The following is a 25,115-nucleotide window of genomic DNA, read 5'->3' on the forward strand; positions in this document are numbered from 1 at the left end:
TATGAGGTAAAGAAAATGACACCCTCAGACCAAGAACAGCTAAAAGTCTACTTAAAAGCGGCAGCAGAAATTCTTTACAGAAATACAGCTCCAAGCGAGTTAGAAAGCTTTGATAGCATAGAAAAGTCTCTCCGTCAGAAAATGCTAGAAGAAGTGGGACCAGAACTAGGTAACTTTTTTTTTCAGCAGTATCAGGAATTCAAACAGGAAAACCCAGAAAAATAAAATCAATAGTCGGTTCGCTCGAAATTACCGACAATCAAGCGAAATATTTTGGATTGAAAGCGTATAGTCAATTCAGTCCAATGATGGAAAAATGCTGTCTTTTAATTAGTGCCAACGAATCTTATCAAATGGCAGAAAAAGATTTAGAGATTTTCACCGGAATCAAAGTCTCTCATAGTACATTACAAAGATTAGTCAAACGACAAGAATTTGAATTACCTACATCTAAACAAGGAGTTCAAGAAATTACATTAGATGGCGGGAAAGTCAGGCTACGCAACGACACCAAAGGCGAGGGTTGTTACTGGAAAGACTATAAAGCCATTTGTTTAGATAATGTTTATTCGGGAGCATCTTTTCAAAATAATCAAAATTTAATTGATTGGACTAATAGCCAAAAATTGCGACATCCTATGTATTGCCTAGGAGACGGTCATGCGGGAATTTGGAAAATATTTCAAGAAATAGGAGATACTGAACAAAGACAAGAAATCTTAGATTGGTATCATCTGAAAGAAAATCTTTACAAGGTAGGAGGTTCGCTAAAACGTTTGAAATTAGCAGAAAATATGTTGTGGCAAGGTAAAATAGATGAAGTTATCAATCTATTTAAAGAGATGAAAAAACAAGCATTTAAAACATTTTGTAATTATTTAGAGACTCATCGCTGCCGAATAGTCAACTACCAATACTATAAAGAAGAATCCATAAGTTCGATAGGTTCTGGAACAGTTGAATCAATCATTAAACGAATTGGGTTTAGGGTAAAAATATCAGGAGCGCAATGGAAGATTGAGAGCGTTCCCTCTATCCTTTCTCTTCGCTGTGCTTATCTCAACGGTCAACTTTCAATTTGATGTATTTGCCAAAGTGAGATGCACCCGATGACGATGAGGAGGATGATTTTAGTTTAGACGAAGAGGAAGAATTTGAGGAAGACGACGAATAATTGCTAAAGTTTTATTAGAAAGCTCTGCTGAAAAAGCAGAGCATTTTTTTGCCTCTATCGAGGCCTTTTCCACGAATCGCGATTCAGGGTAATACAGCAGATTCCATGTATATGTGGTACACTCTATTTAGTACATCAGCAGAAAAAATGAAAGCTTATTCGATCGAGTTTCGTAAAAAAATAGTTAAAGCCTATGAACAAGGTGATACATCAGTCAGGAAAGTAGCCCAACGTTTTGATGTGAGTAAAGCGTTTGTTCAAAAAATCTTAAAACAAAAACAAACGACTGGTCACGTTCAACCCAAAAAACAGGGTGGAAGCCTTAAAAGTGTGTTAAACTCGCGCCGGACTGAATTGACCCAGATGGTAGAAAAATATCCGGATAGCACGTTGTCAGAATATTGTGAATATTGGCTTATGAACTACAAGGAAGCTGTCAGTCCTAGCATGATGTGTCGTGAATTACAAAAAGAAAATTTAACGCGAAAAAAAAGACCATACGCAGTAGTCAGTCTGCCACTGAAAGAGTACAAATTCTGAGGTGTGAATATTGGGAAAAAGTGAAAAATATTGACCCTGACAACCTCGTTTTTTTGGATGAAATGGGCGTTTTATTGGGGTTAACACGAACCCATGCACGTTCAATATGTGGTAGTAGAGTCTACGATTTAAAACCATTCTATCGCGGAGCCAAAGTCACAGTTGTCGGAGCAATTAGCTTAAAAAAAGTAGTAGGATTGATGACCCTCAATGGCTCAATGGATGGCAGAGCTTTTGAAGTCTTTATTGAACATTTTTTAGTGCCAAACTTATGGGAGGGTGCAGTAGTTGTTATGGATAATCTACCCGCTCACAAGTTGGGGACTATTGGATCATTGATACAAGCCGCTGGTGCTAGTTTACTGAACTTATCCCCCTATTCTCCCGACTTCAATCCTATAGAATTATGGTGGTCGCAACTCAAATCTTTTTTACGTCAGTTTTCACCAACAACTACCAAGATGGTTGACATTTTACTGGCTACGGCCGTTGATTTGGTCAATCCTAAGCACTTTAAAAACTGGTTTACAAGCTGCTGCTACTGTACTTCATAAAGCTGGAATCTGCTGTAATTGTCGCCACCGTCCGAATCAGGACGCTCTGGGAAGCAGACCCAACAAATTCACAATCAAGGAAGTTTTGACCTTGATTGTGAATTTAATTTTACCCACTCACCCACCACTATTTTTTTTGAATTAATTGTAATTAGCAGACTGCCGTCGCTTTAGTTGTGAAAAAAAACACGCTTGAGGGTTAATCATGGCTAATCGCAAATCCGCTCCAACTCCGATGCAAAAGCAATTTGCAGAAACTCTTGAAGAACAGCGCTTCGAGATGTTTTTGCACGTTGCCCGCGAGTTAACGGGACGTGCCAAACAGCGACAGTTGCAGAAAGGTAAAGCTCTTGACTGGGAAGCGTTCAATACTTGGTTTAACAAGCAATATGAAGGCTACTCGGCTGACGAGATGCTTGAAGAAATCTTGAGCAATGTTTACTGGCTTTCATCTGAGCAAGCAGTGATTGACTTGCACTTCCGTTATATCGAATCGGCAGTCAAAGCTTCTCATAAGAAAAAGGCAACTGACGATAATGAAGAGATTGATGATTTTGTCAAGTAATCAATGACGACCCCCGATAAAGGGGATAAAATCCTGCTCCAAGCAGGATTTGTTTTGCCCGCCCACCCACCGCGCCAGTTCCCTTTGCGATATTGGCGATCGCTACGCCTCTAATTGCCGATTTACTGGACGCAAGTGGACAATGTATACGTATAACCATCATTATGGTGAATTGCCCTACAGTATTTGTGACGTACTGGGCTAACTTTTCCCGTTGGTGACATCATCTCAAAAACTCCACTCGCTCGAACAATTAGCCTGCCTCTATGAGTACCCGCAAATTTTCCTGTAGGCAGAGTTGCTTGTACCATGTCGCCAGTTTTAAAGCCGAAAAATTCCTTGCACCGTGTCTTGTGTCTGATTGGGAAGCCATATTTATTTGGCTGGCAGATCTGACGGCTGCCCCATCCTGAAGCTTGAATTAACAAAGGCCCGGCAGTCAAAATTTTTAATTGGGACACGAGTCCCACACAAGCTGCATCTAACCAATGAGTTTTTGGTAATTCCAATCGAGTACGATTGTATTTGGTCTGACCGCCTGTTCCGATTTCAACTGGTAATGATGTTTCTTTCAGTCTGTTAAAGAGTTGCCAGCGGGTGCTATTGACTGCTGCTGCATCTTTCAATGGTTGTTTGGCTTGTTTTGCGATTCGATCGAACAACTCAGGTTGCTGTGCTAAGAAATCTTTAAGCTCCTGATTTCCCTTGGCTTCGTTGCAGTGACGGCAAGCAATTGTGAGATTTGAAACTCGGGAACTTCCGCCTTTCGATCGGGGGTGGATATGCTCAATTTCTAATGGGATATTTTGGGCGTTGCAATAAGCACATTTTCGACCCCATTTTTCTAGTAAATATTCTCTGATTTCGTAGCCTGCTAGTTCTCCTTGTTGGTACTGGATGCCTGAGATTTCTGGGTTTTGCATCGCCTGAGTGTCAAATTTCACTAACTCTTGAGATATTCCTGTAATTGGAACGTATCTGCGTATGCGGTTGACCCAAGTCAGAATATTTTCTACTCTTGATTCTAGACTGGGTGGCAACCATCCTGATTTTCGCGTCCGGTTTAAAAACCGGGGTTGTCGATACCTGGTTTTGCGGTTTCTCCGGTGACTGCGCAGGGCGCGACGCGATGCTAAATCGTGCTTAATTTGTTGTCCCCTGTGGGTTAATTCAGCACCCCAGATTACTTTGTCGTCTCGGACAATTGCTAATCCACTAACTTTTGCACCCGGATCGATTTTTAATTGATGGGGTTGTATTTGGGGAGCGGATACTGTGTATTTGAGTACGATCGTCAAGGGGTAACGTCGATAAATAGCAGCTTTTTGCAGTTTTAACAATCGCCTTGCTTGTCCCGGTGGTACTGGGTTAAGCGGTTGTCCATTGGTATCGACAACAAAGACAAAATTAGACATGGATGTCCTCCCTTGCGGGGTAATGTTTTCCTCGCCAATGTTTTGAGGGCTTGTTATGCCAATCGCACTTCCTTAACCAAATAGGGATGTTTAACTATTGACGACAGGGCTACAAGCTGGAAAGCACCTGTAGGTGTCATGACCCTCGAAACGTAGTTTGTAACTGAGGCTGGCTATCTCTCCAGCCTTGGAAGTGGTTGTCCACTCTTGTCTGCTGTTTGGTGGATAGCATTCTCAGAAGGCTTTAGTTAATAGAACTTACGCAGTAATAGCCTAATTATGTCATTCTGAGTCCTTCAAGCAGTTTACCACGAGCGTAGCGAAGGTTCCGCAAGTAATGCGAAGAATCTCAAACTCTTGCCACACCATTACAAAGCCTAAGCCCTGGTTAATTAGTTTTATGCGAGAATGCAAGCCACTTAATAATAGATCGTAAAACCGTTTGGCAATAAATCAAATAACTGTTTTTATTAAAAGGTTTTGATATTAAACGCGAGCGCGTTTGAGAGATGTTCCATTTGCCAAGTATAATCATGTACGAATCTCTTCAGCATTTTCTCACACTCACAATTGAAACTGTAGTAATTTTTGGGTACGGTGGCTTAATTCTTCACTATATCGCTACGCTGTTAGCATCGAAGCAGATGAATTATTCTGAAAAAGTCTCCGCAGAACTTGCCCCAGATTTTGTGCCTCTTCTCAATGAAATTGCTTCCTTTCCTGCTGTTGCCGAATGTGCAGCAACTCCAGAACCCACAGAAGAACAGCGCCTCACCTCTTCGCTACAAGTTAAAGCCGAATTTGCTTCTAATATTCAACTCGATACCGACACATTAAATCTACCCTTCATTCAAGTCGATAGCCTGAGTCTCCGACAATGCCGCACCGTTATTCGAGCGCTCAATTCCACTCTCCCACGAAGTGAGCATATTCGCCTGAAACTCAACAAAAAAGATGTGCCAGCAGATTCGTTAAAATTTCAAATTAAGAAGCACTTTGAGCATCGACCGCAGCAAGTTGTCTCCCTAATTGAGCAAATTTTGAAAGCTAGTTAAAATGCTCGGAGAATCAACGACTAAATTAGTGTTCTTTTTCAAAAAAACTTCTGGTAACGAGTTGATAAAAAGTTTTTTTGAATGAACCCTCCTTTTCCTGACCAAGCTATTAGTTACTTTCTTCAGCGCCAAGGGGAATCAGACCCTTGCCAATCTGTTCGCTCAACTCGTTGAGACTCAATCCCAGTTCAATGGCGATCGCACCGCACGAATTCTCTCCATCCCACCGACGTTACCTGGATATAAGCTAGATAGGGCTTACTGAATAAGTTAGGAAAAATCGCGATCGCAATTAATGGGCAATTCAAGCTCGGCAAAACATAACTTTTTGTTGACTATAACTTGCCCAGTTATAGCTTTTAATAATCATTGAACCATAAATAGGTGTGATTTTTGGTTTTTGACATAAAAACACACAAAAAACCCGTCTTAACCAGGTAGCAAGGTTCATCACTAAAAAAGTAATAGCAATAGCTGTTTCCGAAGTATTATCAAGCTTTGCCATCACTCGATTCAAGCTAAATCTTCTTTTACCTTGTCCAAATTTGCCCTCAATAGAGTTACGAATTCTTTCATCTTCCCAGGCTTGTTTCTTGGTTTCCTTACTAACAATTGCTGGTGGCCTTCCTAAAGGGGGGCCACTAATTCTAATTCCTCTTTCTTTACACCAGGCTCGATTTTCCCTGGTTCGATAAATGCGATCGGCATGGACTGATTCTGGATAGCATCCTGTGTAAATTTTAAATGCTTCAAATGAGTGCTTTTAAGTCTCCTGATTCGTTAAAGTTATCCCAACTTATCCGGTCTAAAAATACATATCCTTCACTGCAACTCGCTGACAGTTTAGCTCCAAACTCTACGGGTTTTCCTGCTTTTCCTCTAACAATGGGACGGATGTGCGGTTGGCTTAAACTTACCCCAACTGTCCGATATACTCTGTTTTTTATTTTCCAATAACCAGAGTTGTTGGCGATAGACTTCTGTGAGAACTAGCAAGGTTTTATATTGCTTTTTGGTCAAACTTTGTAGGGTGGCACCTGATTCGATTAGCTGTTCAATATTAGCGAGGTTTCTTTTGATATATTGCAGTTGTTTTTTAAGGGCTTGGATTTTTTTGTTTCGTTTAGGTCGTCGTTGTTTTGCTACTGCTAAGTAGTCTTTCCTGGCTATTTTCCGGTAGGTTCTGGGTTTTTTATTGATTTTTACTTTGAGGGATTTATAGAGAATATCGATGATTTTTTCGGTATGAACTCTGGCTCGGTTTAATAGCCCTAAGTCGGTGGGATAGCTAATATCTGCTGGAGCACAGGTCGCATCTATGACTAATTTTCCTTGATTGGTTAATTCATTTTTTGCGTCCGAATCCTTTTTTTTCGGGCGGTTTTGGGGTGGTTTCGCGCATTTTTTCCACCATCCGTTCGTTCACTTTCTTGATTAAGTTTGCACTGATTCGCTGCCGAAAGTGGACTAATAATGATGGATCAAATGGGGGTTCATTACTGTATGTTGATTGACCTATAAAGTATTGCAGGTATGGGTTTTCTCGGATCTGTTCTACTGTTTCTATGTCGCTGATTCCCAGCTTTTCTTTGATAATTAATGCCCCTAATGCCATCCTAAATGATGCAAGCGGGTGCTCCCATTTCGGTCGGAAAATTTGCAGCATATTCTGATTCAAATTCTAACCAAGGAATTAGTTGGGTCATTTTTACCCAACGGTTATCTTCTGACAATCTTCCTTCAAAGGGGAGTTCAAAGTCGGATGGGGAGCTTGGGGCAAGCTCAGCTTTTCTATACACGATCGCAGGTGGTGATGCACGGGTTTTGACTGATTATACCTGTTTTTCACGGCGACCCTTACTACTTTTTTGTTCGGAAAACCCATACACTGTTTACTTTTCTCACTGATTCAGCAAGCCCTAGATAGCAGCATATCTGCCTGCCGCGAAGATTTGTTGCGCTGTTAATTGCAAGTCGGGAAAGATTGAGGAAATAAGTAGATCGTCATTTTGAAACAACTGTTTTTGATACTCGTCTTCTCGCAGCGTACAAATAGTAACTGTCGGTTGTCTGGGTTTGCCAATATATTCTCTGCCACCAATGCCCAGACAGTCAACAATCCAATACTCAGGCACTCCTAGTATGGCGTAATCTTCAACTTTGCGAGCGTAATCGTTCTGCCAGTTGGTGCTAACGACTTCAGCAATCAGTTTAATAGAAGAACCTGATGTAATTACAGGTTTTTGTTGCCACAAAGGTTCATTAATTAGTCGAGTTTGGTCTAATACAAGCACATCGGGGCGAAAGGCTGTTGCTGTTCCTAATAGTTTGATGAGACAGCGAGGGGGGATAAGGTAGGGTAGATCCAGGCGGTCAATTTCTACATTCAGTTTTCGTCCCAGAAAACCGGATACTTGTTCGTGCGGCCCTGTTGGTTCCATTTCGGTTAATTCACCATCAATCAGTTCGTAGCAATCGCTGTCGCCGTAGTTTGTAATAAATTCATCAACAGTTATAAGTTTTGGAGGTGATTGAACCATTGTGTTTATTCCTCATCCGACGGCAATGTACGTCTTTATTCAAAGCCTCGCCATACCTGAAAGATTGGCTGTGGGTTGTTTGCGACTTTGTTCCTCGGCGTCAGTCAAAGTAATCTTGCGCCTGCCAATCTGTTCGATCAACTCGCTCAAACTCAATCCGCGCTCTCTAGCAATAGCGCGAAAACCTTCCCACCCCGCAGATGTTACCTGAATGTTCCTTTGCTTTTTTGGCTCCTCATATCGAGGTTCGCCTCCGCCTAACTTTAAATTAGCTAGAGAGTTGGGGTGGAGCTGCGTTCCTTTGCTTGGGGGCATTTTGCAACATTATCCTTTCGACTTTTTTCTTTATTATCCCACATTACGAGCAAATTTCCGTGGTACTATAGGTAATATGGAATCAACCTATACGAGTCAACTTCTTCAATCTGGTGTCTAGCTTTGGGGCTGGCAAGTCAGGGGTTGACTTATCTCAGGAGGCACTAGGAAATGCACCCAACTCAGGAGACACCGGGCAGCGAGCAGCGTCAACCTTTAGTAGTTTTGCGAGGCTCAACCCGAAAGCACCACCACACTGTTGCAGACTCCCTGCGGATTGACCCAGATTTCCAAACGCTCATCCCTCCTTTGAGTGCGAGCGAGTTTGCTACCTTAGAAGCCAGCATTCAAGAGAAAGGGTGTCGGGACCCTTTGGTGGTTTGGGCTGAGGAAAAAATTCTCATCGACGGTCACAACCGCTATGCTATTTGTACGGCGCACGGCATCCCCTACCAAACTGTAGAGATGTCTTTCGACAGCCCTAACACCGTCAAAGTTTGGATGCTCCTCAATCAACTGGGCCGCCGCAATCTCACGTCTGAGTCAGTCAGCTATTTGCGCGGCACTTGGTACGAACTCACCAAACAGTCCCGCGGCGGAGACAGAAAATCAAGTGGTCATTTTGACCACTTGAAAACAGAGACAAAGTTGGGGGCACAGTTCAAGGCATCCCCAAAAACAATTCGCAGAGACGCTCAGTTTGCTAAAGCAGTAGACACCCTGAGTTCTATTGGAGGAGAGGATATGAAGTGGAAAATACTGAATCGCTCTGCGGGGATGACCAAGAAGCAGGTCATCGCTTTGGCGATTGATGCTCGCAGCCGTCCGGCTAAGGTTGCCAAAACTTTACAGGGGCGCGACCAAAAAGTAAAGCTTGAAGGTGAACTTACCATCGCTCATCACCTGACGCTCAAAATTGGTTCCTTAGTAGAAGTGTACGCGCCCGATCGCCAGGACGTTAACGGTCGGTTGGGGCGCATTCAGTCAGTGGGCGAGAAAACGGCTACCGTGTGGATGCGGCACATCCCTACTCTTGCCATGAATTTGCATACCTTCAAACACTCAGCTCTCACCGCCCGGCCGCTCGAAAATCAACCCGGACTTCAAGAAATTTGCGATCGCACTGGCCGACTTCACCAATTAGGCAATCTAGATCCGTTTGAAGTAGAAATCCTGAACTTGTTAGAAAGAGCAACGGTTCTTACTCCCACCGAATTGCAGTATTTAGAACTGATTGAGAACAGACACAAGCTTGATTGAGTGCCTCATGGTGTTGCTGAATCAAATATTCGGGGAGATTTGCAGGCGGGGCTTCGTCGTCGTAATAGTAGATAAATAGACAACCGATGATGCTGTCGCTGTGTTCTAATAACCAGCAGAAAGAAAGGGGTTTTTTGATTTAATTGATGACGTATTTTTCAAAGTCAAAGTTAGGTTTGACTAGCATTGAGGGGGCGAGATCCTTTGCGTTCAGCAGCGAATGCTTGCCAGAGGGGGGCGAGATCCTTTGCGTCGGTTGCGGTGGCTAGACGGTGGCTGTAAGGGGCGATCTGGCGATCGGCATAGTTGTGGCTGTCATAGTTTTTGGGGAGTGAATTTGCTCCGAAGGTGAAAGCCTTCTATTGTGTATTGGGATTTCGCGGGGTATTTTTACGCAAAATCGGAGTTTTTATAATAAAAGTTAATATATAGGACTCAAAGAGGGAGGCCCAGAAACCGGGTTTTTTACGAAAATACTGAATCGCAGTGTTGAATCTGCTGAAAAACCCGGTTTCTTTAGTTGGCGGGTGCAGGAGTGGAAAGCAGGCTATCTACTCAATCAAGGAGAGGATGGAGGAATAGAATCAATATTTGCCAAAGCAAAGTTGAGCATTTCTTCTGCCCGATCTATTGTTTGCACTGCGTCTGTTTGTGAGATTTGTATATCAGCGTTATAGTCAGCTTCTAATCGAGTTTTTTGGGCATCTATTAGGTAACGATGGAACTGCACCGGAACGCGGCCCGAACGAGCAAATTTTTGACCGAAACCGGCGATGACAGCGGAGTGGCGAGAATAAGATAATTTCTCTGACTCTAAAAATGCAGTGACTATGTAAAACATCACATAATAAGCGCGGGAAGCGGCAGAATCAAAAAAGCCTTGCTCACATAAAACCCGTGCAGCCTGCAAAGTTCTATCAGCTTTATCAAGTAACCTTTGTTGCTCTGGGTTCATATTGGGACTCCTTCGCGACGGATATTGCGAAAGAAACCGCTTTCATACTCTTGGTACTTCTGAAGTGTGGCAAACATACAGCTAATCACGACGGTATGTTCTAAGCATATATCGGCAATCAAAACAGAAATACGCTCGCTTTCTTGGGAGTAATTGAAGGGTTGTTTGAGAAGGATTAATATATCAATATCGGAGTCCGGTCTAGCATCGCCTCTGGCTTGGGAACCATAGAGAATGATTCGGATTAACTGTTCGCCATAAAGATTTTCTAATCCCTGGCGGATTTGGGCAATAATTTCTTTGAGTTGAACATTGATCGTTGAAGTTGGCATAGTTGTTTATAAGCCAATCGATGATTTTTTTAGCTAAGATGTTGGCAATATACCAATTATAGCTTGTAAAAGTATAGTCATCTATTACATGACATGGGAGGCATCAAGTCCCTCCCCTTTCTTTTTTACTTCAAGCGGATTAACCCGCCTCGGCTGAACTACGCAGCTCTCTATCCCATCGCTAAAAGCATTTGGGACTGCTTTTCTCAAGATATTATAAGATCCATTAACATCAGCGTTAATTAATCGACCGCTCGATGTTTTGTACAATCCTCTCTTAATTCGTTTACCGCAAAACTTGACACGATCGGCATCATTCTCCCCGCAAACAGGAATCGGGTCTAAATTCAGGAAACTGGATCTAGAAGTATACGATTCTTCCTGCACCATCACTCTTATTCCCACCAATGCAGCCTTATATTCCAACATCTCAATCAATCGAGCATGAGGAACTGTTACGAAGTTCTGATTAGTTTGTTTCCCTAAATTTATCTCGTTTTTCCATTGTACATTTTTACCAATTACCAGAGTTCCCATCTTTCGTTCTCTTAAAATATTAATGATGTCACGACTGGCATGGTGTAAGTAATTATCGATTTTCTGGTTTCGACAACGAGTTAGGCGTTGAATCCGTGATGAAGTTTTACGCAGACCTTTTAACTGAGATTGTAACTGTGCTTTACGTTTGTTGTAGAATTGATTAATTGATTTCAATGGTCGCCCGTTAATCAGCAGAGGGGTAAAGCCCGGCTGATTTGAAGTTAACGCCATTAAATTATTCAATCCTAAATCAATACTAGCTATTAATTCTTTTTGGTTTTCATCCACGGTGGACTCCGGTTCACTTCGACTACGCTCAGCACAGGCATTGTAAATTACCTCAATTACATAGCAATCGCATTTGGGAATCAATCTAACTTGACAAATCTGCTCTTGTTCTATCTTAGTTTTAATTAAAATATTAGTCCCGGAAAGCTTGATAATTCCTTTCTTTAGTTGCTGGCGACTAATCGCCTGAATTGTATAGACGAGAATATTCCGACCCTTGACTTTATCTTTGTACTTTGGTAATTTCGGGCGACCCGTGAATTTCGTGGGTTCTCTTTTGTAAGCTTTGACTGCTTCAAAAAAAGACTTCCAATTCTTGTCCAATATCATTAATATTTGTTGACTTACCTTGGCTGGTAATTCCTTATATGCTTGATGAGACTTCATTAAATGGTTCATTTCGTTGTAATTTATATAACCCCATCCATAGACAAAACTCTGACGAATAATGTAGTTAGCGGCGTTGTACAAATTTTTCGATTTAAAGGCTAATCCGTCTATTTCAACAAAACGATTTTCGGTGGATTTAATGATGTGTCTCTCTGCTAGTTGCATTCAGACTCTCCATTTTTTAACGATCACAATAATTCTATCAGTTGACCCTTACAGCACTTCCGGGTGTTATGAGGTACAATAAGAATAGATTTAAAAAATACACCAATGAAAGCATATTCAGTAGATTTGCGGACAAAAATAGTAGCAGCCCATCAAGATCAGAAGCTGTCGATCAGAAAAACAGCAGCGATATTTTCCGTCAGTAAAAGTTTAGTTCAAAAACTGGTCAAGCAACAAAAAATAGAGGGGAATTTACAGCCGAAACGAGAGTGGAAAACCGAGATATAGTCATTTGAATAATTCCACAGCTTCTTTGAGAGAAATAGTGGCAGCACATCCCGATGCAACCTTACTAGAATTGTGTGAGTTATTTGCTCAGAAGACGGGAAATTGGGTGGGTAGAACAGCCATGTGTAACGCCTTACAAAAGTTAGGATTAAATCGTAAAAAAAAACAGTTAGGAGTAGCCAAGCAGGCACTGAAAGAGTCATGAAATTAAGGTTAGAGTATTGGGAAAAAGTCAAGCATATCGACCCCAAAAATCTAGTCTTTTTAGATGAGACTGGAGTATTGCTAGGTTTAACCAGAACTCATGCACGTTCCCAACGAGGCACGAGAGCCTATGCGGTCAAACCTTTTTATCGAGGCAAGAAAGTCACAGTAATTGGTGCAATTAGTCTCACGGAAGTAGTGGCATTAATGACCATAGACAACTCGATGGATAGCCAAGCATTTGAGGTGTTTATCGACAAATGCTTAGTGCCACAATTGTGGTCGGGAGCAGTAGTAGTGATGGATAACTTACCAGCGCATAAAGTAGATTCAATTAAGCCTATGATTGAAGCGGTGGGTGCTTCTATCTTGTGTTTGTCCCCATACTCTCCTGATTTTAATCCAATTGAATTATGGTGGTCGCAACTCAAATCTTTATTGCGACAGTTTTCACCAACCACCACTCAAATGGTTGATACGATAATTGCTGTGGCTCTTGACTTAATTAATCCGAAACATCTCAAAAACTGGTTTACTAATTGCTGCTACTGTACCTCATAACATCCGGAAGTGCTGTATGACTATATGATACTACCATTGTTTACTACTGCTTACAAACTTAATAAAGTTTTATAATAGTGGCAAATGATGCTCGCAGTCGTCCGGCTCAAGTTGCCAAAACTTTACAGGGGCGATGTCATTGGGTAAAACCTGAAAAGCAAGCTGCCATCGCTCACCACCTGACGCTCAAAATTGGTTCCTTGGTGGAAGTGTACGCGCCCGATCGCCAAGATGTTAACGGCAGGTTAGGCCGCATTCACTCTGTCGGGGAGAAAACCGCCACTGTGTGGATGCGACACATCCCCACCGTTACTATGCAGTTATACACATTCAAACACTCGGCTCTCACTGCTGTACCGCTCGAAAATCAACCGGGACTTCAAGAAATTTGCGATCGCACTGGCCGACTTCACCAATTAGGAAATCTAGATCCTTTTGAAGTCGAAATTCTGAACTTGTTAGAAAGAACAACGGCTCTTACTCCCACCGAATTGCAGTATTTAGAACAGATTGAGAACACACACTATATCGCTTCAATTAGTGTGGGATGAGAGGCGCGTTAATCGAGGATTCCACATTTTCATGTCCTCGCCCGCTATGCTGGCGAGCAATGAAGGTGTGGATGACGAGATGAACAAATCTTTATTTGCCAACATCGTTACTTGACATAATTATTAAATTACTGCTTGACACAATATAGTTTTTTCTGGTATTTTTATTCTCAGCAAATGCGTAAAGGTCGTAGCGCAATGAAAGTAACATATCAGTATCAGTTCTATCCCAACACCATTCAAAAGTTAAGCCTAAATCATTGGTTGAGAATTTGTCGCTATTGGTACAACAGGCAGCTAGGCGATCGATTTGATTGGTGGGAGAGTAACCGGACTGCTATAAATGCTTGCCCATTAGTTGCTAGCATCTCTACGCCTCGTGAAAAGCCTAACTACTATTCCCAAAAACAACAATTACCAGTCATCAAAAAAGACCTAGTAAAAGTCTTCCACAGTGGCGAGCTATTGGACTTCAAGCAGGTAGATTCAACTATTCTGCAAGATGTTTCTAAGCGAGTAGATAAAGCCTTTGAGCGGTTTGTTGTAGGGGATAGCAAAGGCGGGCGATCGGGTAAACCTCGATTCAAGACTGAAGCGGATTACCGAACGATGACTTTTTCTACGGCTAACAACGACTGGATTAAATTAGTTCGCAAGAATTGGTTTTATATCCGATTGCCGAAGTTAGGTGTCGTAAAAGTTCGGAAGCACCGCAGGGTCCCCGATAGATTTACCATCAAGCAAATTAGCGTGACTAGAAAGGCTGATGGTTGGTTTATCCAGGTAATGCTTGAAGCCTCTTGTGTGCCCCAGTTCACGCTCGACAAAGTTACCCCAAACTGGGACAACTCAATTGGGTTAGATGCGGTGCTCCATGAAGATGTCTATTTAGCAACGTCGTCAGGCGAGAAGTTACCTTCGTTAAAACCGCTTCGCAAAAACCAAGCTAAGTTAGACCATATCTCAAGGAAGCGGAACAAACGGAAGCGCGGTTCTAAAGCCCGACGGAAATTAGCCAAAAAAGAAGCGAGACAGCACCAAAAAATAGCGCGTTCTCGCCAAGATTTCCACTACAAAACAGCTCACAGACTTGTCAGGTCTGGAGCTAAATTCTTTTTTCATGAGGACTTAAACTTAAAAGGCTTAACGAAACGGAATAAAGTTAAGCAAGATCATGAGGGTACTTACCTCCCAAACGGTCAATCAGCTAAATCAGGACTAAACAAGTCTTGGTTGGATGCTGCGTTTGGTCAATTTTTCAAGACGCTGGAATACATAGCCGAAAAAGCTGGATCAGCCGTCGTTCCGCAAAAACCTGCTTATACCTCAATGGTTCTGTGCTATCGGAATGAAATTGTTTTTGCCGATTGCGGTATGCGAAACTATTGGGATGAGCAACATTCTTTAATGGTCGATCGTGATATCAATGCTGCGATTAATTTAAAGAAACTGGGATTGGACATTTTTCCCAGTATAAAACGCCGTGGCGGGAATCTTTCTGTAGTAGGAACTATAGATAATAGTACCGCGAAGGAAATTTTGCACACCCTTCATCGGGCTGCAAAGAAGCCTACGCCATACTGTACTCAGTTGGCGTAGGAGGATGTCACTTGATTCACTTGACAGTTCAAACACTGAGTCAATCAATTTTTGTTGAGCTGCTAATTGTTGCAGTGAATAACAAGCTATTGCTCGCACTCGCTCTGGAGACTTGCTAGCATTTTTGGCAGCAAACGGTCCCCAGAAAGCACTCAGTACAATCTTAATCTGTTCCGATATTGGGTATGTTTGACTCAAACAGTAATCCCAAACCATGTTATCGAATGGGTCGTCTAGTGCAACTAAAACACCCGATATTTGCGACTGCACTTGCTTCTGATTTTGGTCAGGTAACGGCTGATTGTTCAAATTGGCAATCATAGATTTCTCCTGTTAAGCTAACTTATTTACATCCCATTCAAGACTTTAGTATTTGCCATCAAGGAACAAACTCTCGTTCTTGAGGGGAGCGAATCCACAAAGTACAAAATCCTTTTTGTGCAGGTTTACCCTCTACTGTCAGCGTCACCCCCAATCGATTTATCTCAGTTTCACACAGTTTTTTGCCACCTTTTTCGTTCAACAAAGCTTGATTCCAGCTCATAAGTTGGCGAGCATATTTCCCTTCATTGCTTGTTGCCCACTGAATTGTATCCGCGTTCTTGCGAGCAAACTGACCCTCTTTGCTCAGCCCCCATTCGAGCGCTACGGCTTGTTCTAAAGTGAGCTGGCGCGGCCCTTTTGGGTCGAGTTCAGGCGCTGGAATGAACCGGGGCAGCGCTAGCCCGATAAACGCGCCGATCGCCATCGCCCCTAACACTACCCCGCTCCCAAAAATCACCGACCAAATATCGTGAGCAACTTTCTCTAAAGCTGCTTGTCGCACTAGGGTGTAAACTGAGTTAGAAATGTGGCGATGTTGCACCTTAACAGCCGCTTTTCCCTGCCGTTCTAAAAACTCCCTACTTTCTTTTTCCCAATTTTCAGTAAGCTGGCGAACTTGTTCCAGTTCTTGAGAAATAACAGCTTGAGAATCTTTCAAATCACCTTGCCATTGAGATTGCCAATTCTTGAAAAACTGGTCAATCTCTTGCGGTTTTTTTTCTAACAGCAGTTCGAGTTGACCTGTAGCCATCAATACGATAAAAAGCGGGTCATTTTTATTGAGACCGTATCGGTAAGCTGTCTGAATGACATGAGAGCGAAATTTGGAGTCTTTGCCCTTGAGTACCTGGCTGATTAGTGACTCAGTATCTCTCTCGTACATGGGAGGGGCAGATAAAGGATCTCTGTTCAGAGCTTCTCTTTCCCTCGAATCATCGTCTATGAGTTCCCAAAACTCCTCTTCATTTAGCTTACTCCCATTTGATTTCAACTTTTCTTCTACTGCATCTTCTGGGACTGTATCTGGAGAATCGGGCAAATTTTGCGAATCTTCAGCGGATTGTATGGAATTATTTTTGGTATTATTAGAGAACGCCACAGAATGATTGATCCTATAATAGTCAAAATATAATTTCAGTGTGCAGCCTATCTTATGTCTCTAAAATCTATCATGAAACTGACCGAACACGCCAAATCTCTTTACATCGAAACAGCTAAAAAACTCAAGGGGACAGACAGACGACAATTCATGGCATCGGTAGTCAAAGATTTAGGAATAGGTGGACAAACGTTAGTAGAACGGGAGTTAGGATGGAATAGACGGACCATCCGTAAAGGGATGAAAGAATTGAAAAGTGGTGAGCCAATTGTCGATGGTTTCAAGCGCAGTGGACGAAAGCGGGTTGGGGTGCATCTCACTTTTGCGAATGTGTCAAAAAAGAGTTAAAATGAAAAAGCTAGTAAAATCGTCAAATAAAGATGAGGTAAATAAAATGACACCCTCAGACCAACAACAACTAAAAGCCCACTTAAAAGCGGTAGCAAAAATTCTTTACAGAAATACAGAGCCAACTGAGTTAAAAACTTTTGAAAGTATAGAAAAAGCAGTCCGTCAGAAAATGTTATCAGAGGTTGGTCCAGAAATAGGTAGCTTTTTTTTTCAGCAGTATCAGGAATTCAAACAGGAAAACCCCGAAAAATAAAATCAATAATCGGATCGCTCGACATTACAGATAATCAGGCAAAATATTTTGGCTTAAAAGCTTACAGTCAATTTAGTCCCCTGATGGAAAATTGCTGTCTTTTAATCAGTGCTAACGAATCTTATCAAATGGCAGAAAAAGATTTGGAAAAATTTACTGGGATCAAAATTTCTCACAGTACATTACAAAGATTAGTCAAAAGACAAGAATTGGAATTGCCTACATCTCAACAAGGAGTCAAAGAAATTACATTGGATGGCGGTAAAGTCAGACTACGCAACGCAACCAAGGGCGAGAGCTGTTACTGGAAAGACTATAAAGCCGTGTGTTTAGATAATATTTATGCGGGAGCGTTTTTCAAAATAATCAAGATTTAATTGATTGGACTAATAGCCAAAAATTACTACATCCTATGTATTGCCTCGGAGATGGCCATGCCGGAATTTGGAACATATTTAAAGAAATTGGAGACAATGAACAAAGACAAGAAATCTTAGATTGGTATCATCTGAAAGAAAATCTCTACAAGGTAGGGGGTTCAATAAAACGATTGAAATTAGCCGAAAATATGTTATGGCAAGGCAAAGTTGATGAAGTTATAAATTTATTTAAAGACTTTAAAGGTCAAGCATTTAAAACGTTTTGCAATTATTTAGATACCCATCGCTGCCGAATAGTAAATTACCAATACTACAAAGAAGAATCCATAAGTTCGATTGGTTCTGGAACAGTGGAATCAACAATAAAACGCATTGGATTAAGGGTAAAAATATCGGGAGCGCAATGGAATATTGAGAACGTTTCCTCTATGCTTGCTCTTCGCTGTGCTTATCTCAACGGTCAACTTTCAATTTGATGTATGTGCCAAAGTGAGATGCACCCGCGGGTTGAAACAAAATTACCCAACTTATTGAAAGATATTACATCGTTAGTAGACCCACACAGTCAAACTGATCCTAGCTTTAAGAGTACACGATTATATACGCGCATGACTGCCAATGAAGTCCGTCGTCAATTAATTAAACAATTTGGTTATAGTGATGAAGAACTACCGAGCGCCGAAACAATTAGAAGAAGATTGAATGATTTGGGTTATACCTTAAAACGAGTTTTGAAAACTAAACCAGTCAAAAAAATCCCCGAGACCTCAGCCATTTTTGAACAACTTGAACAAGTCAATACAGCAGCCGATAATAACCCAAATACTCTCCGAATTTCCATTGATGCCAAAGCTTCCGTCAAGATTGGAGAATTTGATAGAGGTGGTAAAAATCGGACGCCAACTATTGCAGTTGACCACGATTTTTCGACTCAATCAAGTGTGATTCCCTATGGTATTTTTCTGCCTGAGTACAATGAGCTATTTTTATTCTTCGTTACTTCTAAGTTGACGGCTGATTGTATAGTTGACTTACTTGAAAGTTGGTGGCAAACTGTTAAACACCGTTTTAGTCACATTCAAAAATTGGTCATCAATCAGGATAATGGACCGGAAAATCATTCTCGTCGTACTCAGTTTATGAAACGAATTTTAGATTTTTCCCAACAATCTCAACTGACGTTACAATTAGCTTATTATCCGCCCTATCATAGTAAATATAACCCAATAGAACGTTGTTTTGGTTGGTTAGAAAAGCATTGGAATGGTAGTTTACTTGACACTGTTGAGACTGTTGTAAATTTCGCCAAAACTCTCACATTTAAGGATAAAAATCCAGTGGTGACATTGGTAGAAACAATTTACTCCACAGGAGTTAAACTTTCGGAGTTAGCTATGGCAGAAATTGAAACCCAGATTCATCGTCTCCCCAATCTTCACAAATGGTTTGTAGAAATTTTCGCTAAACCCACATAGCTATTGGATCATTCTTTTTGTGGAGGTCTCTTAAGTCTTCCCTGTTCCCTTGGCGTTTCCAATATCTCGCCAAACTCTTCAGAGTCAACTTCGGAAAGTTCTTCTAAAAGTTGATCGGACATTTAACCTCCTACCTAATCAAAATCCTAATCTTTATGCTGTTCTGCATCGCGCATTCTATAGTGTGAACTCATATTTTGTCCGTCTCCTAACGAGTTCATCACCCATTGACTGTAAAATTTACAGGAATACCCGCAAATTATCGGTTTAGACACTATCTGTAGTATTAAGATGTGTTTCGGCACACCCAGCCCGCTGGCCCAGTGGTGAAGAAGTTTTTGAAACCCTGGAAATCTCGTAGCGGGCGATGGATCAATCTTCTTACTTTCAGAATTTAAACGCAATAAACAACGTTTATTGCTAATATCCAACGCCTGGGATAACACAACTGCGTTGATTGCACTCAGCCAGCGGGCTGGTTTCGGCACACCCTATCAGTAGAGTCTGTGCGTAAGCCTTAATTTAGATTCTTAAAAGCTTACGATACCTTTTTTACAAATTACAGCCTCCTGAGACTTTACAACCTGTTGCTTATTTTGTTACTCATTTTGGGGCTCATTTTCTATCTGCATTTCCTCATTTTTTTTTTGTTCATAGGGCGCGATGACTTCTTTTTTATTGCGATTGGGTGCGTTGTTAAACAAACCTACATCTTCTATCAGACGGAAACAGTCTTCCAGAAAAGTATGCAATCGCTGCTGACTAATCAAGAAGAATTCAGAGTGTTTCATTGCTTGAGAAAACGACAACCGCTTCGTATCAATAAACTTGCGCTCTCTTGCACTCAGAGCCGGCAAATCTACCACAGGAATTCGGTAATTATTAATGAGCTTGTTCATTTCCTTATGGCTTTGTACGTGCGACCAATCTTTGCAAACTCCAAAATTGCGGACAAAAATGTGATTGAGCTGACCTTCAAAGTAGTTGAAAGAGTCAATAAACATTTCAATGCTGTCCGTCGTGCCCCCGCAAATAAACCACTTGCATACATCAACTCCTGACTGCTCTTTAAAATCAGGAGAGGTTAAATTAGCTTCGTCAATCCATTTGTTGATAATGCTGTAAACCCGAGCTGGTAAATTGACAATCACAGGAGTTTCTACTGCTGTTTCAAAAATAATATCGATATCGAAAAACTTCTCTTCATCTTCAACTAAAGCTACGATTTTTGCATTGTGTTCAGGATAGCGCTGCTGCACATCAGGATTTTGAAAATCACCATCAATTAACGTGTACAGCAGTTCATACTTCTGATTGAATTCAACCAGAATCCGAGTTAGCATCGACTTGCCTACGCCACCTTTCTCGCCGTCAACCAAGTGAATCATGTTAGTCATTTCATTCCTCCTTGCTGGATGTCGATGTCTATTCAAGACTTAATAATTTTTAACTAAAGCTAGGCCCGACCATTGCTGGATCGAAACCAGCTAAGTTAAATGCGCTGTTTTCAAACTCAACTTCTCCCCAAAATTCCTCTGCTTCTTTTTCTTCGGGCAAACTTGCGGGATTTGAACTCTCAGGGGCAGTTAATTCCGTAGCAATAGATGCACCTGAATTCGATAAGTGAGGGAAAGTAGCTAAAGGAATTAAACCCGAAGAAATACCAGGGGCAATTGCTCCTAAATCGGTACAGTTAAATCCCGCATCTCGGCAAACTTCATCTATCTGCCTGAGCAAAAAATTAATGCTTTCTCGCCTCAAATACTCTAAGTCTGTACTAGAATGACTACCGCTATTGCGTAAAGATGCTAACAGCCACCGCGCTTTGATTAGAGGTAAAATCGTTTCCTTGAAACTAAAAAAAGGATGATTTTGCAGGTAAGATAGCAAGATAGCGTCTTCGGAATCTGGCAAAACTTGACAGCGCCAGCAAAATTCCTTGTAGCGTTTTCTAGGCATAATTCCTCACCTTCTTTCCAGCACCTCGGTAGGGCCCTCCCAATAAGAGAGCTGCATCTAAGTTTGCTTCTGATTCCTCTAATGAAGGTTCTGTATTCGACGACGACTCATCACTCAATTTATTAGAATCATCTAAGCAGCTATCTTTGATACTTGAATCAGCCTTTTGTTGAGCGCAAATTTCACTGTTTTGTTCAGTAATATCTTCAGTGTTTGGTTCAGTGGGTTCCTCAAGTTTTGGTTCAGTAATATCTTCAGTGTTTGGTTCAGCGGGTTCCTCAAGTTTTGGTTCAGTAACCCACATTCCGCACCCTCAACTGGCACACACGCAGTTGGGGTGCTCCGTCCGAGTCTCTCGTCCGAGATAATAATCAAAAATACCCGCGACCTGTTGGGTCACAATCGCATCGACCTGTTGGGGCAAGTTGAAAATTAACTGCTTTCGGGCAAATCCTAGATTCTCGATATCTAACAACACCTTCATCCGTCATAATTAACTATTAATCGACAGCAGATATTTCCAGCAGCCTGATAATTACACATCACTACTGAATCAAATATTTATGAAATTTCTGTCAGTTTTGCTCATCAAACAAACTGCTCGATCTCAGATTAATAAATAATAAGACTTACAGGAGAGCGGCAGCAAGTTCAATATAGCCATTCGCTCGGCTGTTAAATTAGAAATTTGTTGAATCCCTTGTAGGCTCACCAGATGAATTGATTGAAATATCTGGCAAATCCAACGGAGCGTCGGTCGATTAGTTTGTTTGCCCAACTGATTTTTCAATTGGGAATTAGTGCGTTGCAAACTGTGACGCAGTAACCTTTGACCTAAAGTATAGACTAACAAACACAAACCCATTACCAATGCCAAAGCTTCGATTCTTTCCGGCGACTTGAGAAATACACTGTCCGTAAAAAACAGCGGATCTTTCAAGAACCCAAACCCTCTTTCTGCTGACTGCTGTTCTTTGTATTTCACAATCATATCGTCAGGCTCTAATTGCTGAGTTTCCAGCACATTAGTGGCGAGAATAAACCTGCCACAGGCTTTGGTTTCTTTGGCGATCGCACCTGTATCTGGTTCCAGTTTTGCTTGAACTTTAAATCTCTGTTTCGAGCTGGATTTCTCGCGAGCATTTGGATCGTTAGTATTAGTCTTTACTGTAATTTCTTTGCTACTAACTTGGGTGATATTGTAAAATTTTAGTTGTTTGGATAAGCGATGAGCTGCGGCGGCAGCGTCGGCGGCACAAGCAAATTCAATTTTTGAGAGTTCTTGCAGTTTATTCTCAGCTTCAGCCTGGGCTTTTTTGAGTTTTTTTTCGAGTTTTTGTTCGGTCTGAATCGCGTCGCAAACTGCTCTCTACTACTAGCCATCTTTGTTCAATTCCACCATAATTACTTTTGTGTTCTGACCAGCTATATCCACTCACAGAACTGGGGGTAAATTCTGCTTCATTTAACTGAGATACCAGTTGCTGCGCTTGCTTGATACTCAACGGTACGCGGGTTAACCATCTTAAATTGGTTAACATTTCTAAGTTAGGAGCTGAATATAATGCACTATCTGCAACCATTAAACTGTCAAGGTTTAACTGTTGTTTAAACTCCTGACAAATTGATGCGAATATGGCTCGATCTGATTCATTCCCGAACCCACCCGTAAAAATAGCGGTACATCTCCATCGCTACTACAAATTAAATCTAAAATGAATTGTTTTAAGTCGGGTCTGCGATCGCGGGAGTAGCCGTAGGTAATCTTAATTGGCACGGCAGATGACACGGGTTTAGTTGACTCGCTATCTTCGCTATCTTCGCTATCTAGCGCCGTTTCTGGCTCGATAACAGATACAGATGGTAGCTCGGATTCGTATTTGCCATGCAGGTGAAAGGAAGTTGAATCTAAATGGGATGTCTCTGTATCGAGCTCAAATTTTTGAGCTGCTGAAGCGGCAATAGTTGTAAATATTTGGCTGCTGCCTGCTAAATATAGCTTGTCTAATACTCTACCTAAACGGTATTCATTCAGGTGTGATGCTTGAATACCTTCACCCATTAAATGTTCGAGCGCTTTGCCTTCAAAAAATTTAGGAAATAAGTATAATGGAGCGGAAACAAGCCCTAACCCATTGATAATCATTGCTTTGACTGCTAGACCTGGACTGACAATCTCACCCGGTTGTTCCCCTACTAACTCATTGATTTTTTGGACAATTTCTATTTCATCAACTAGACCTGCTATTAAACCAAGATGGTCGAGGTTAGAGACGGCGAGTTCAGTTGCTTGATGCACGGGTTTCATTCGATCGAGCGAATTGTTTGCTACTTGAGTTTAGACTATTTTTATCCTCCGCGTCGCACGGGGGATAATTGGTTTTTGTTGTTAATTTACACGCTCGTACATTTTCCAACTGAATCGATCGCTTGCTCGATCACCTGACACGGCAGGCGAGAGTATTTCTACTCATCTAGAGCCGACTGATCGACTCGGACGGGGCACCCCAACTGCGTGTGTGCCAGTTGAGGGTGCGGAATGTGGGCAGTAATATCTTCAGTCTTTTGCTCAGTAGATTCCTCAAATTTTTGTTCAGTAGATTGCTCTGATTTAGCGTGAGTAAATTGCTCAAGTTTTAATTTAGTAGGTGGCTCGGATTTTGGGTGAGTAGGTTGTTCAGATTTTGGCTTGGTAGATTGTTCAGATTTTGGCTTGGTAGATTGTTCAGCACATTCTTTTACACTCTGTATATCAGTCGTGGGGACTGGAGCATCTCCTGAACTGGAAGTTGTATCTTCTGCCCTCTGAGAAGTTGCCGCAACAGACCTTTGCCTCAGTACCTCAAACTGAGATTTGAAGTAAGAAAATAGTCCGTAAACATCAGCTATGCGGCAACCTAAACCATCAGGATCGAGCGTTTTTGGCACTGTTATACCTGCGTGCCAAGACAGCGAATAAGGAGAAAACTGATTTCGCAGTTCTGGCTTCATATATTCAGAAGTACCCCCGCAAAATACAATTTCATCTAAATCGGGCGGCAGCACTTCATTAATCCAATGAGATAGCATTCGAGCGTAGTCGAAGCGAGACAGCTTGACTGCTTCAATCAATTGGTCAACTTCTCGATCTTTAGCTGTTTCCTCTCGATTCCGAGCAATTCGGTAAAAGTAAGGGCGGTTGTAGCTTACGCCCGCTTGAGCGATTGATAAAGCCAAACGGGAAGCATCGTAGTTAGATGTTCGCTCTTGAACTAGATCCACCAACCTTACCATTCCTAAGTCTGAAGTTTTGCCCTTACCGACAGCACCGCGTGCCGAAACTATTACCGAAGCATTGCGAAATCCTACCATAACAAAGGCAGTTACCCGCTGCTTGAAGGCTGAACCTAAATTACTGTTGTGGATCAAAGCAATGCCGCCGCCTTCTTGCAAAGCTTGGGTTTTGTCCAGGGTGACGGAGAGCTTGCCGGTGGGTGTTTCAAATGAAGCAGAGTATTGACTTAATAGCTCAAAAAATTGCTTGGAGTCATTAAATTCGCCTGGGGGCAAGAAAACGGAGAGCGCAGCGCTGAATTGATTGCCTAAATCTAACTTCCGCGACACTACCCACAAAGCTGCTAGAGCTTTGTACAAAGCGCTACTGTACTTCAGTCCTGCCAAACCGATGTGAGCATTGAATTGCGCTGCTGCTAGGTAGCCAACGGCTCGGCATTCATTACCAATTGCCACCCAAGCAATATTTTCGGGAGATGCTGATGCGAGGTTAGGTTTGGTGAAACAATTGGCTATGTCTTGGCTCACTGGCCCCACCTGCGATTCCATTACAAAGGAGCTTGCTTTACTGCCTGCTTGCGAGCTTTGGCAGAAAACTCTAGTAGATAAGCCGCCAAAATCTATAGCCAGAATTGCATCTGGTATTGATGGTTTTTTCTTCATAAACGCTGGCTTTTATTACGTTATAAAATGATAGTATTGGCTTCAGT

At 41.8% G+C, this 25,115-nt stretch carries 22 protein-coding genes and 5 pseudogenes; 14 read left to right on the forward strand and 13 right to left on the reverse strand.

Going from position 1 to position 25,115, the window contains the following annotated elements; translation table 11 throughout:
- Window positions 1-15: 15 nt before the first annotated feature.
- From OSC7112_RS32880 to OSC7112_RS32895, 4 genes are all read left to right on the forward strand, one after another.
- Window positions 16-1,082, forward strand: a protein-coding gene (locus OSC7112_RS32880) for an ISKra4-like element ISOni2 family transposase (protein WP_150111564.1) whose coding sequence is annotated in 2 segments (ribosomal slippage) — window positions 16-184 and window positions 184-1,082 — 1,068 coding nt in all. Because the reading frame shifts where the segments join, the coding sequence is not laid out codon by codon here.
- A gap of 239 nt (window positions 1,083-1,321) precedes the next feature.
- Window positions 1,322-1,714, forward strand: coding sequence for a helix-turn-helix domain-containing protein (locus OSC7112_RS32885; RefSeq protein ID WP_041623921.1), 393 nt, complete (start codon window positions 1,322-1,324; stop codon window positions 1,712-1,714).
- A 20-nt stretch (window positions 1,715-1,734) separates the two neighbouring features.
- The gene (locus tag OSC7112_RS32890) at window positions 1,735-2,268 is read left to right on the forward strand and encodes a transposase (protein ID WP_015179736.1); all 534 of its coding nucleotides are present in this window, start codon (window positions 1,735-1,737) and stop codon (window positions 2,266-2,268) included.
- A 205-nt stretch (window positions 2,269-2,473) separates the two neighbouring features.
- On the forward strand, window positions 2,474-2,833 hold the full coding sequence (locus OSC7112_RS32895) for a hypothetical protein (protein WP_015179737.1): 360 nt from the start codon (window positions 2,474-2,476) through the stop codon (window positions 2,831-2,833).
- Window positions 2,834-2,955: 122 nt separating this feature from the next.
- Here the strand turns inward: OSC7112_RS32895 and iscB are convergent, their stop codons facing one another.
- The gene (gene iscB, locus OSC7112_RS32900; protein WP_015179738.1) at window positions 2,956-4,248 is read right to left on the reverse strand and encodes an RNA-guided endonuclease IscB; all 1,293 of its coding nucleotides are present in this window, start codon (window positions 4,246-4,248) and stop codon (window positions 2,956-2,958) included.
- 533 nt (window positions 4,249-4,781) lie between these two features.
- Here iscB and OSC7112_RS32905 point away from each other — a divergent pair.
- Entirely contained in the window at window positions 4,782-5,303 is a 522-nt protein-coding gene (locus tag OSC7112_RS32905) for a hypothetical protein (RefSeq protein ID WP_041623875.1), read from the forward strand.
- Between the two features lie 304 nt (window positions 5,304-5,607).
- Here the strand turns inward: OSC7112_RS32905 and OSC7112_RS36680 are convergent.
- The 3 genes and pseudogenes from OSC7112_RS36680 to OSC7112_RS32920 all read right to left on the reverse strand — a co-directional run bounded on the left by OSC7112_RS36680 (window position 5,608) and on the right by OSC7112_RS32920 (window position 8,158).
- Window positions 5,608-7,102 (reverse strand): annotated as a pseudogene (locus OSC7112_RS36680) (IS5 family transposase).
- A gap of 120 nt (window positions 7,103-7,222) precedes the next feature.
- Window positions 7,223-7,843, reverse strand: a complete 621-nt coding sequence (locus tag OSC7112_RS32915; RefSeq protein ID WP_015179740.1) for a Uma2 family endonuclease — start codon at window positions 7,841-7,843, stop codon at window positions 7,223-7,225.
- Between the two features lie 39 nt (window positions 7,844-7,882).
- On the reverse strand, window positions 7,883-8,158 hold the full coding sequence (locus OSC7112_RS32920; RefSeq protein WP_015179741.1) for a hypothetical protein: 276 nt from the start codon (window positions 8,156-8,158) through the stop codon (window positions 7,883-7,885).
- A 171-nt stretch (window positions 8,159-8,329) separates the two neighbouring features.
- Here OSC7112_RS32920 and OSC7112_RS41455 point away from each other — a divergent pair, with 171 nt between their 5' ends.
- Window positions 8,330-9,418: a ParB N-terminal domain-containing protein gene (locus OSC7112_RS41455; RefSeq protein WP_015179742.1), complete on the forward strand. Its 1,089-nt coding sequence runs from the start codon at window positions 8,330-8,332 to the stop codon at window positions 9,416-9,418.
- A 559-nt stretch (window positions 9,419-9,977) separates the two neighbouring features.
- Here the strand turns inward: OSC7112_RS41455 and OSC7112_RS32930 are convergent.
- The 3 genes from OSC7112_RS32930 to OSC7112_RS32940 form a co-directional block, all read right to left on the reverse strand.
- Window positions 9,978-10,373: a HEPN domain-containing protein gene (locus OSC7112_RS32930; protein ID WP_015179743.1), complete on the reverse strand. Its 396-nt coding sequence runs from the start codon at window positions 10,371-10,373 to the stop codon at window positions 9,978-9,980.
- Complete coding sequence (locus OSC7112_RS32935; protein ID WP_015179744.1) at window positions 10,370-10,705, reverse strand: nucleotidyltransferase domain-containing protein; 336 nt, start codon at window positions 10,703-10,705, stop codon at window positions 10,370-10,372. The genes OSC7112_RS32930 and OSC7112_RS32935 overlap by 4 nt, the downstream gene beginning before the upstream one ends.
- A gap of 84 nt (window positions 10,706-10,789) precedes the next feature.
- Entirely contained in the window at window positions 10,790-12,088 is a 1,299-nt protein-coding gene (locus OSC7112_RS32940; RefSeq protein ID WP_015179745.1) for an RNA-guided endonuclease InsQ/TnpB family protein, read from the reverse strand.
- Between the two features lie 105 nt (window positions 12,089-12,193).
- Between OSC7112_RS32940 and OSC7112_RS37550 the strand changes: the two genes are divergently transcribed.
- The 5 genes from OSC7112_RS37550 to OSC7112_RS32960 all read left to right on the forward strand — a co-directional run bounded on the left by OSC7112_RS37550 (window position 12,194) and on the right by OSC7112_RS32960 (window position 15,291).
- Window positions 12,194-12,376, forward strand: coding sequence for a hypothetical protein (locus OSC7112_RS37550; protein WP_051041640.1), 183 nt, complete (start codon window positions 12,194-12,196; stop codon window positions 12,374-12,376).
- A gap of 4 nt (window positions 12,377-12,380) precedes the next feature.
- Window positions 12,381-12,581: a hypothetical protein gene (locus OSC7112_RS39005; RefSeq protein WP_150111751.1), complete on the forward strand. Its 201-nt coding sequence runs from the start codon at window positions 12,381-12,383 to the stop codon at window positions 12,579-12,581.
- Entirely contained in the window at window positions 12,578-13,141 is a 564-nt protein-coding gene (locus OSC7112_RS32950; RefSeq protein WP_015179746.1) for an IS630 family transposase, read from the forward strand. The genes OSC7112_RS39005 and OSC7112_RS32950 overlap by 4 nt, the downstream gene beginning before the upstream one ends.
- Before the next feature lie 77 nt (window positions 13,142-13,218).
- Window positions 13,219-13,692: a hypothetical protein gene (locus tag OSC7112_RS32955; RefSeq protein WP_015179747.1), complete on the forward strand. Its 474-nt coding sequence runs from the start codon at window positions 13,219-13,221 to the stop codon at window positions 13,690-13,692.
- Between the two features lie 198 nt (window positions 13,693-13,890).
- Window positions 13,891-15,291, forward strand: a complete 1,401-nt coding sequence (locus tag OSC7112_RS32960) for an RNA-guided endonuclease InsQ/TnpB family protein (protein WP_015179748.1) — start codon at window positions 13,891-13,893, stop codon at window positions 15,289-15,291.
- Window positions 15,292-15,670: 379 nt separating this feature from the next.
- Here OSC7112_RS32960 and OSC7112_RS32965 read toward each other — a convergent pair whose 3' ends face one another.
- Entirely contained in the window at window positions 15,671-16,714 is a 1,044-nt protein-coding gene (locus OSC7112_RS32965; RefSeq protein WP_015179749.1) for a DUF6753 family protein, read from the reverse strand.
- A 54-nt stretch (window positions 16,715-16,768) separates the two neighbouring features.
- Between OSC7112_RS32965 and OSC7112_RS42535 the strand changes: the two are divergent.
- The 3 pseudogenes from OSC7112_RS42535 to OSC7112_RS32985 form a co-directional block, all read left to right on the forward strand.
- Window positions 16,769-17,032: pseudogene (locus OSC7112_RS42535) on the forward strand (ISAzo13 family transposase); the annotation flags it as partial.
- Between the two features lie 76 nt (window positions 17,033-17,108).
- Window positions 17,109-18,174, forward strand: a pseudogene (locus OSC7112_RS32980) (ISKra4 family transposase).
- 27 nt (window positions 18,175-18,201) lie between these two features.
- Window positions 18,202-19,173, forward strand: a pseudogene (locus OSC7112_RS32985) (ISAzo13 family transposase); the annotation flags it as partial.
- A gap of 599 nt (window positions 19,174-19,772) precedes the next feature.
- Here OSC7112_RS32985 and OSC7112_RS32995 read toward each other — a convergent pair.
- The 5 genes and pseudogenes from OSC7112_RS32995 to OSC7112_RS40485 form a co-directional block, all read right to left on the reverse strand.
- The gene (locus OSC7112_RS32995) at window positions 19,773-20,570 is read right to left on the reverse strand and encodes a P-loop NTPase family protein (RefSeq protein WP_015179754.1); all 798 of its coding nucleotides are present in this window, start codon (window positions 20,568-20,570) and stop codon (window positions 19,773-19,775) included.
- 49 nt (window positions 20,571-20,619) lie between these two features.
- A complete protein-coding gene (locus OSC7112_RS33000; RefSeq protein WP_015179755.1) occupies window positions 20,620-21,132 on the reverse strand; it encodes a hypothetical protein in 513 nt (170 codons plus the stop codon).
- A complete protein-coding gene (locus OSC7112_RS37555) occupies window positions 21,125-21,436 on the reverse strand; it encodes a hypothetical protein (protein WP_015179756.1) in 312 nt (103 codons plus the stop codon). Before OSC7112_RS37555 ends, OSC7112_RS33000 begins: the two co-directional genes overlap by 8 nt.
- 303 nt (window positions 21,437-21,739) lie before the next feature.
- A pseudogene (locus OSC7112_RS33010) lies at window positions 21,740-23,431 on the reverse strand (IS1634 family transposase).
- A gap of 167 nt (window positions 23,432-23,598) precedes the next feature.
- Complete coding sequence (locus OSC7112_RS40485) at window positions 23,599-25,068, reverse strand: ParM/StbA family protein (protein ID WP_015179757.1); 1,470 nt, start codon at window positions 25,066-25,068, stop codon at window positions 23,599-23,601.
- Window positions 25,069-25,115: the final 47 nt, after the last annotated feature.

This window comes from Oscillatoria nigro-viridis PCC 7112 (assembly GCF_000317475.1).
GTDB classification, from domain to species: domain Bacteria; phylum Cyanobacteriota; class Cyanobacteriia; order Cyanobacteriales; family Microcoleaceae; genus Microcoleus; species Microcoleus nigroviridis.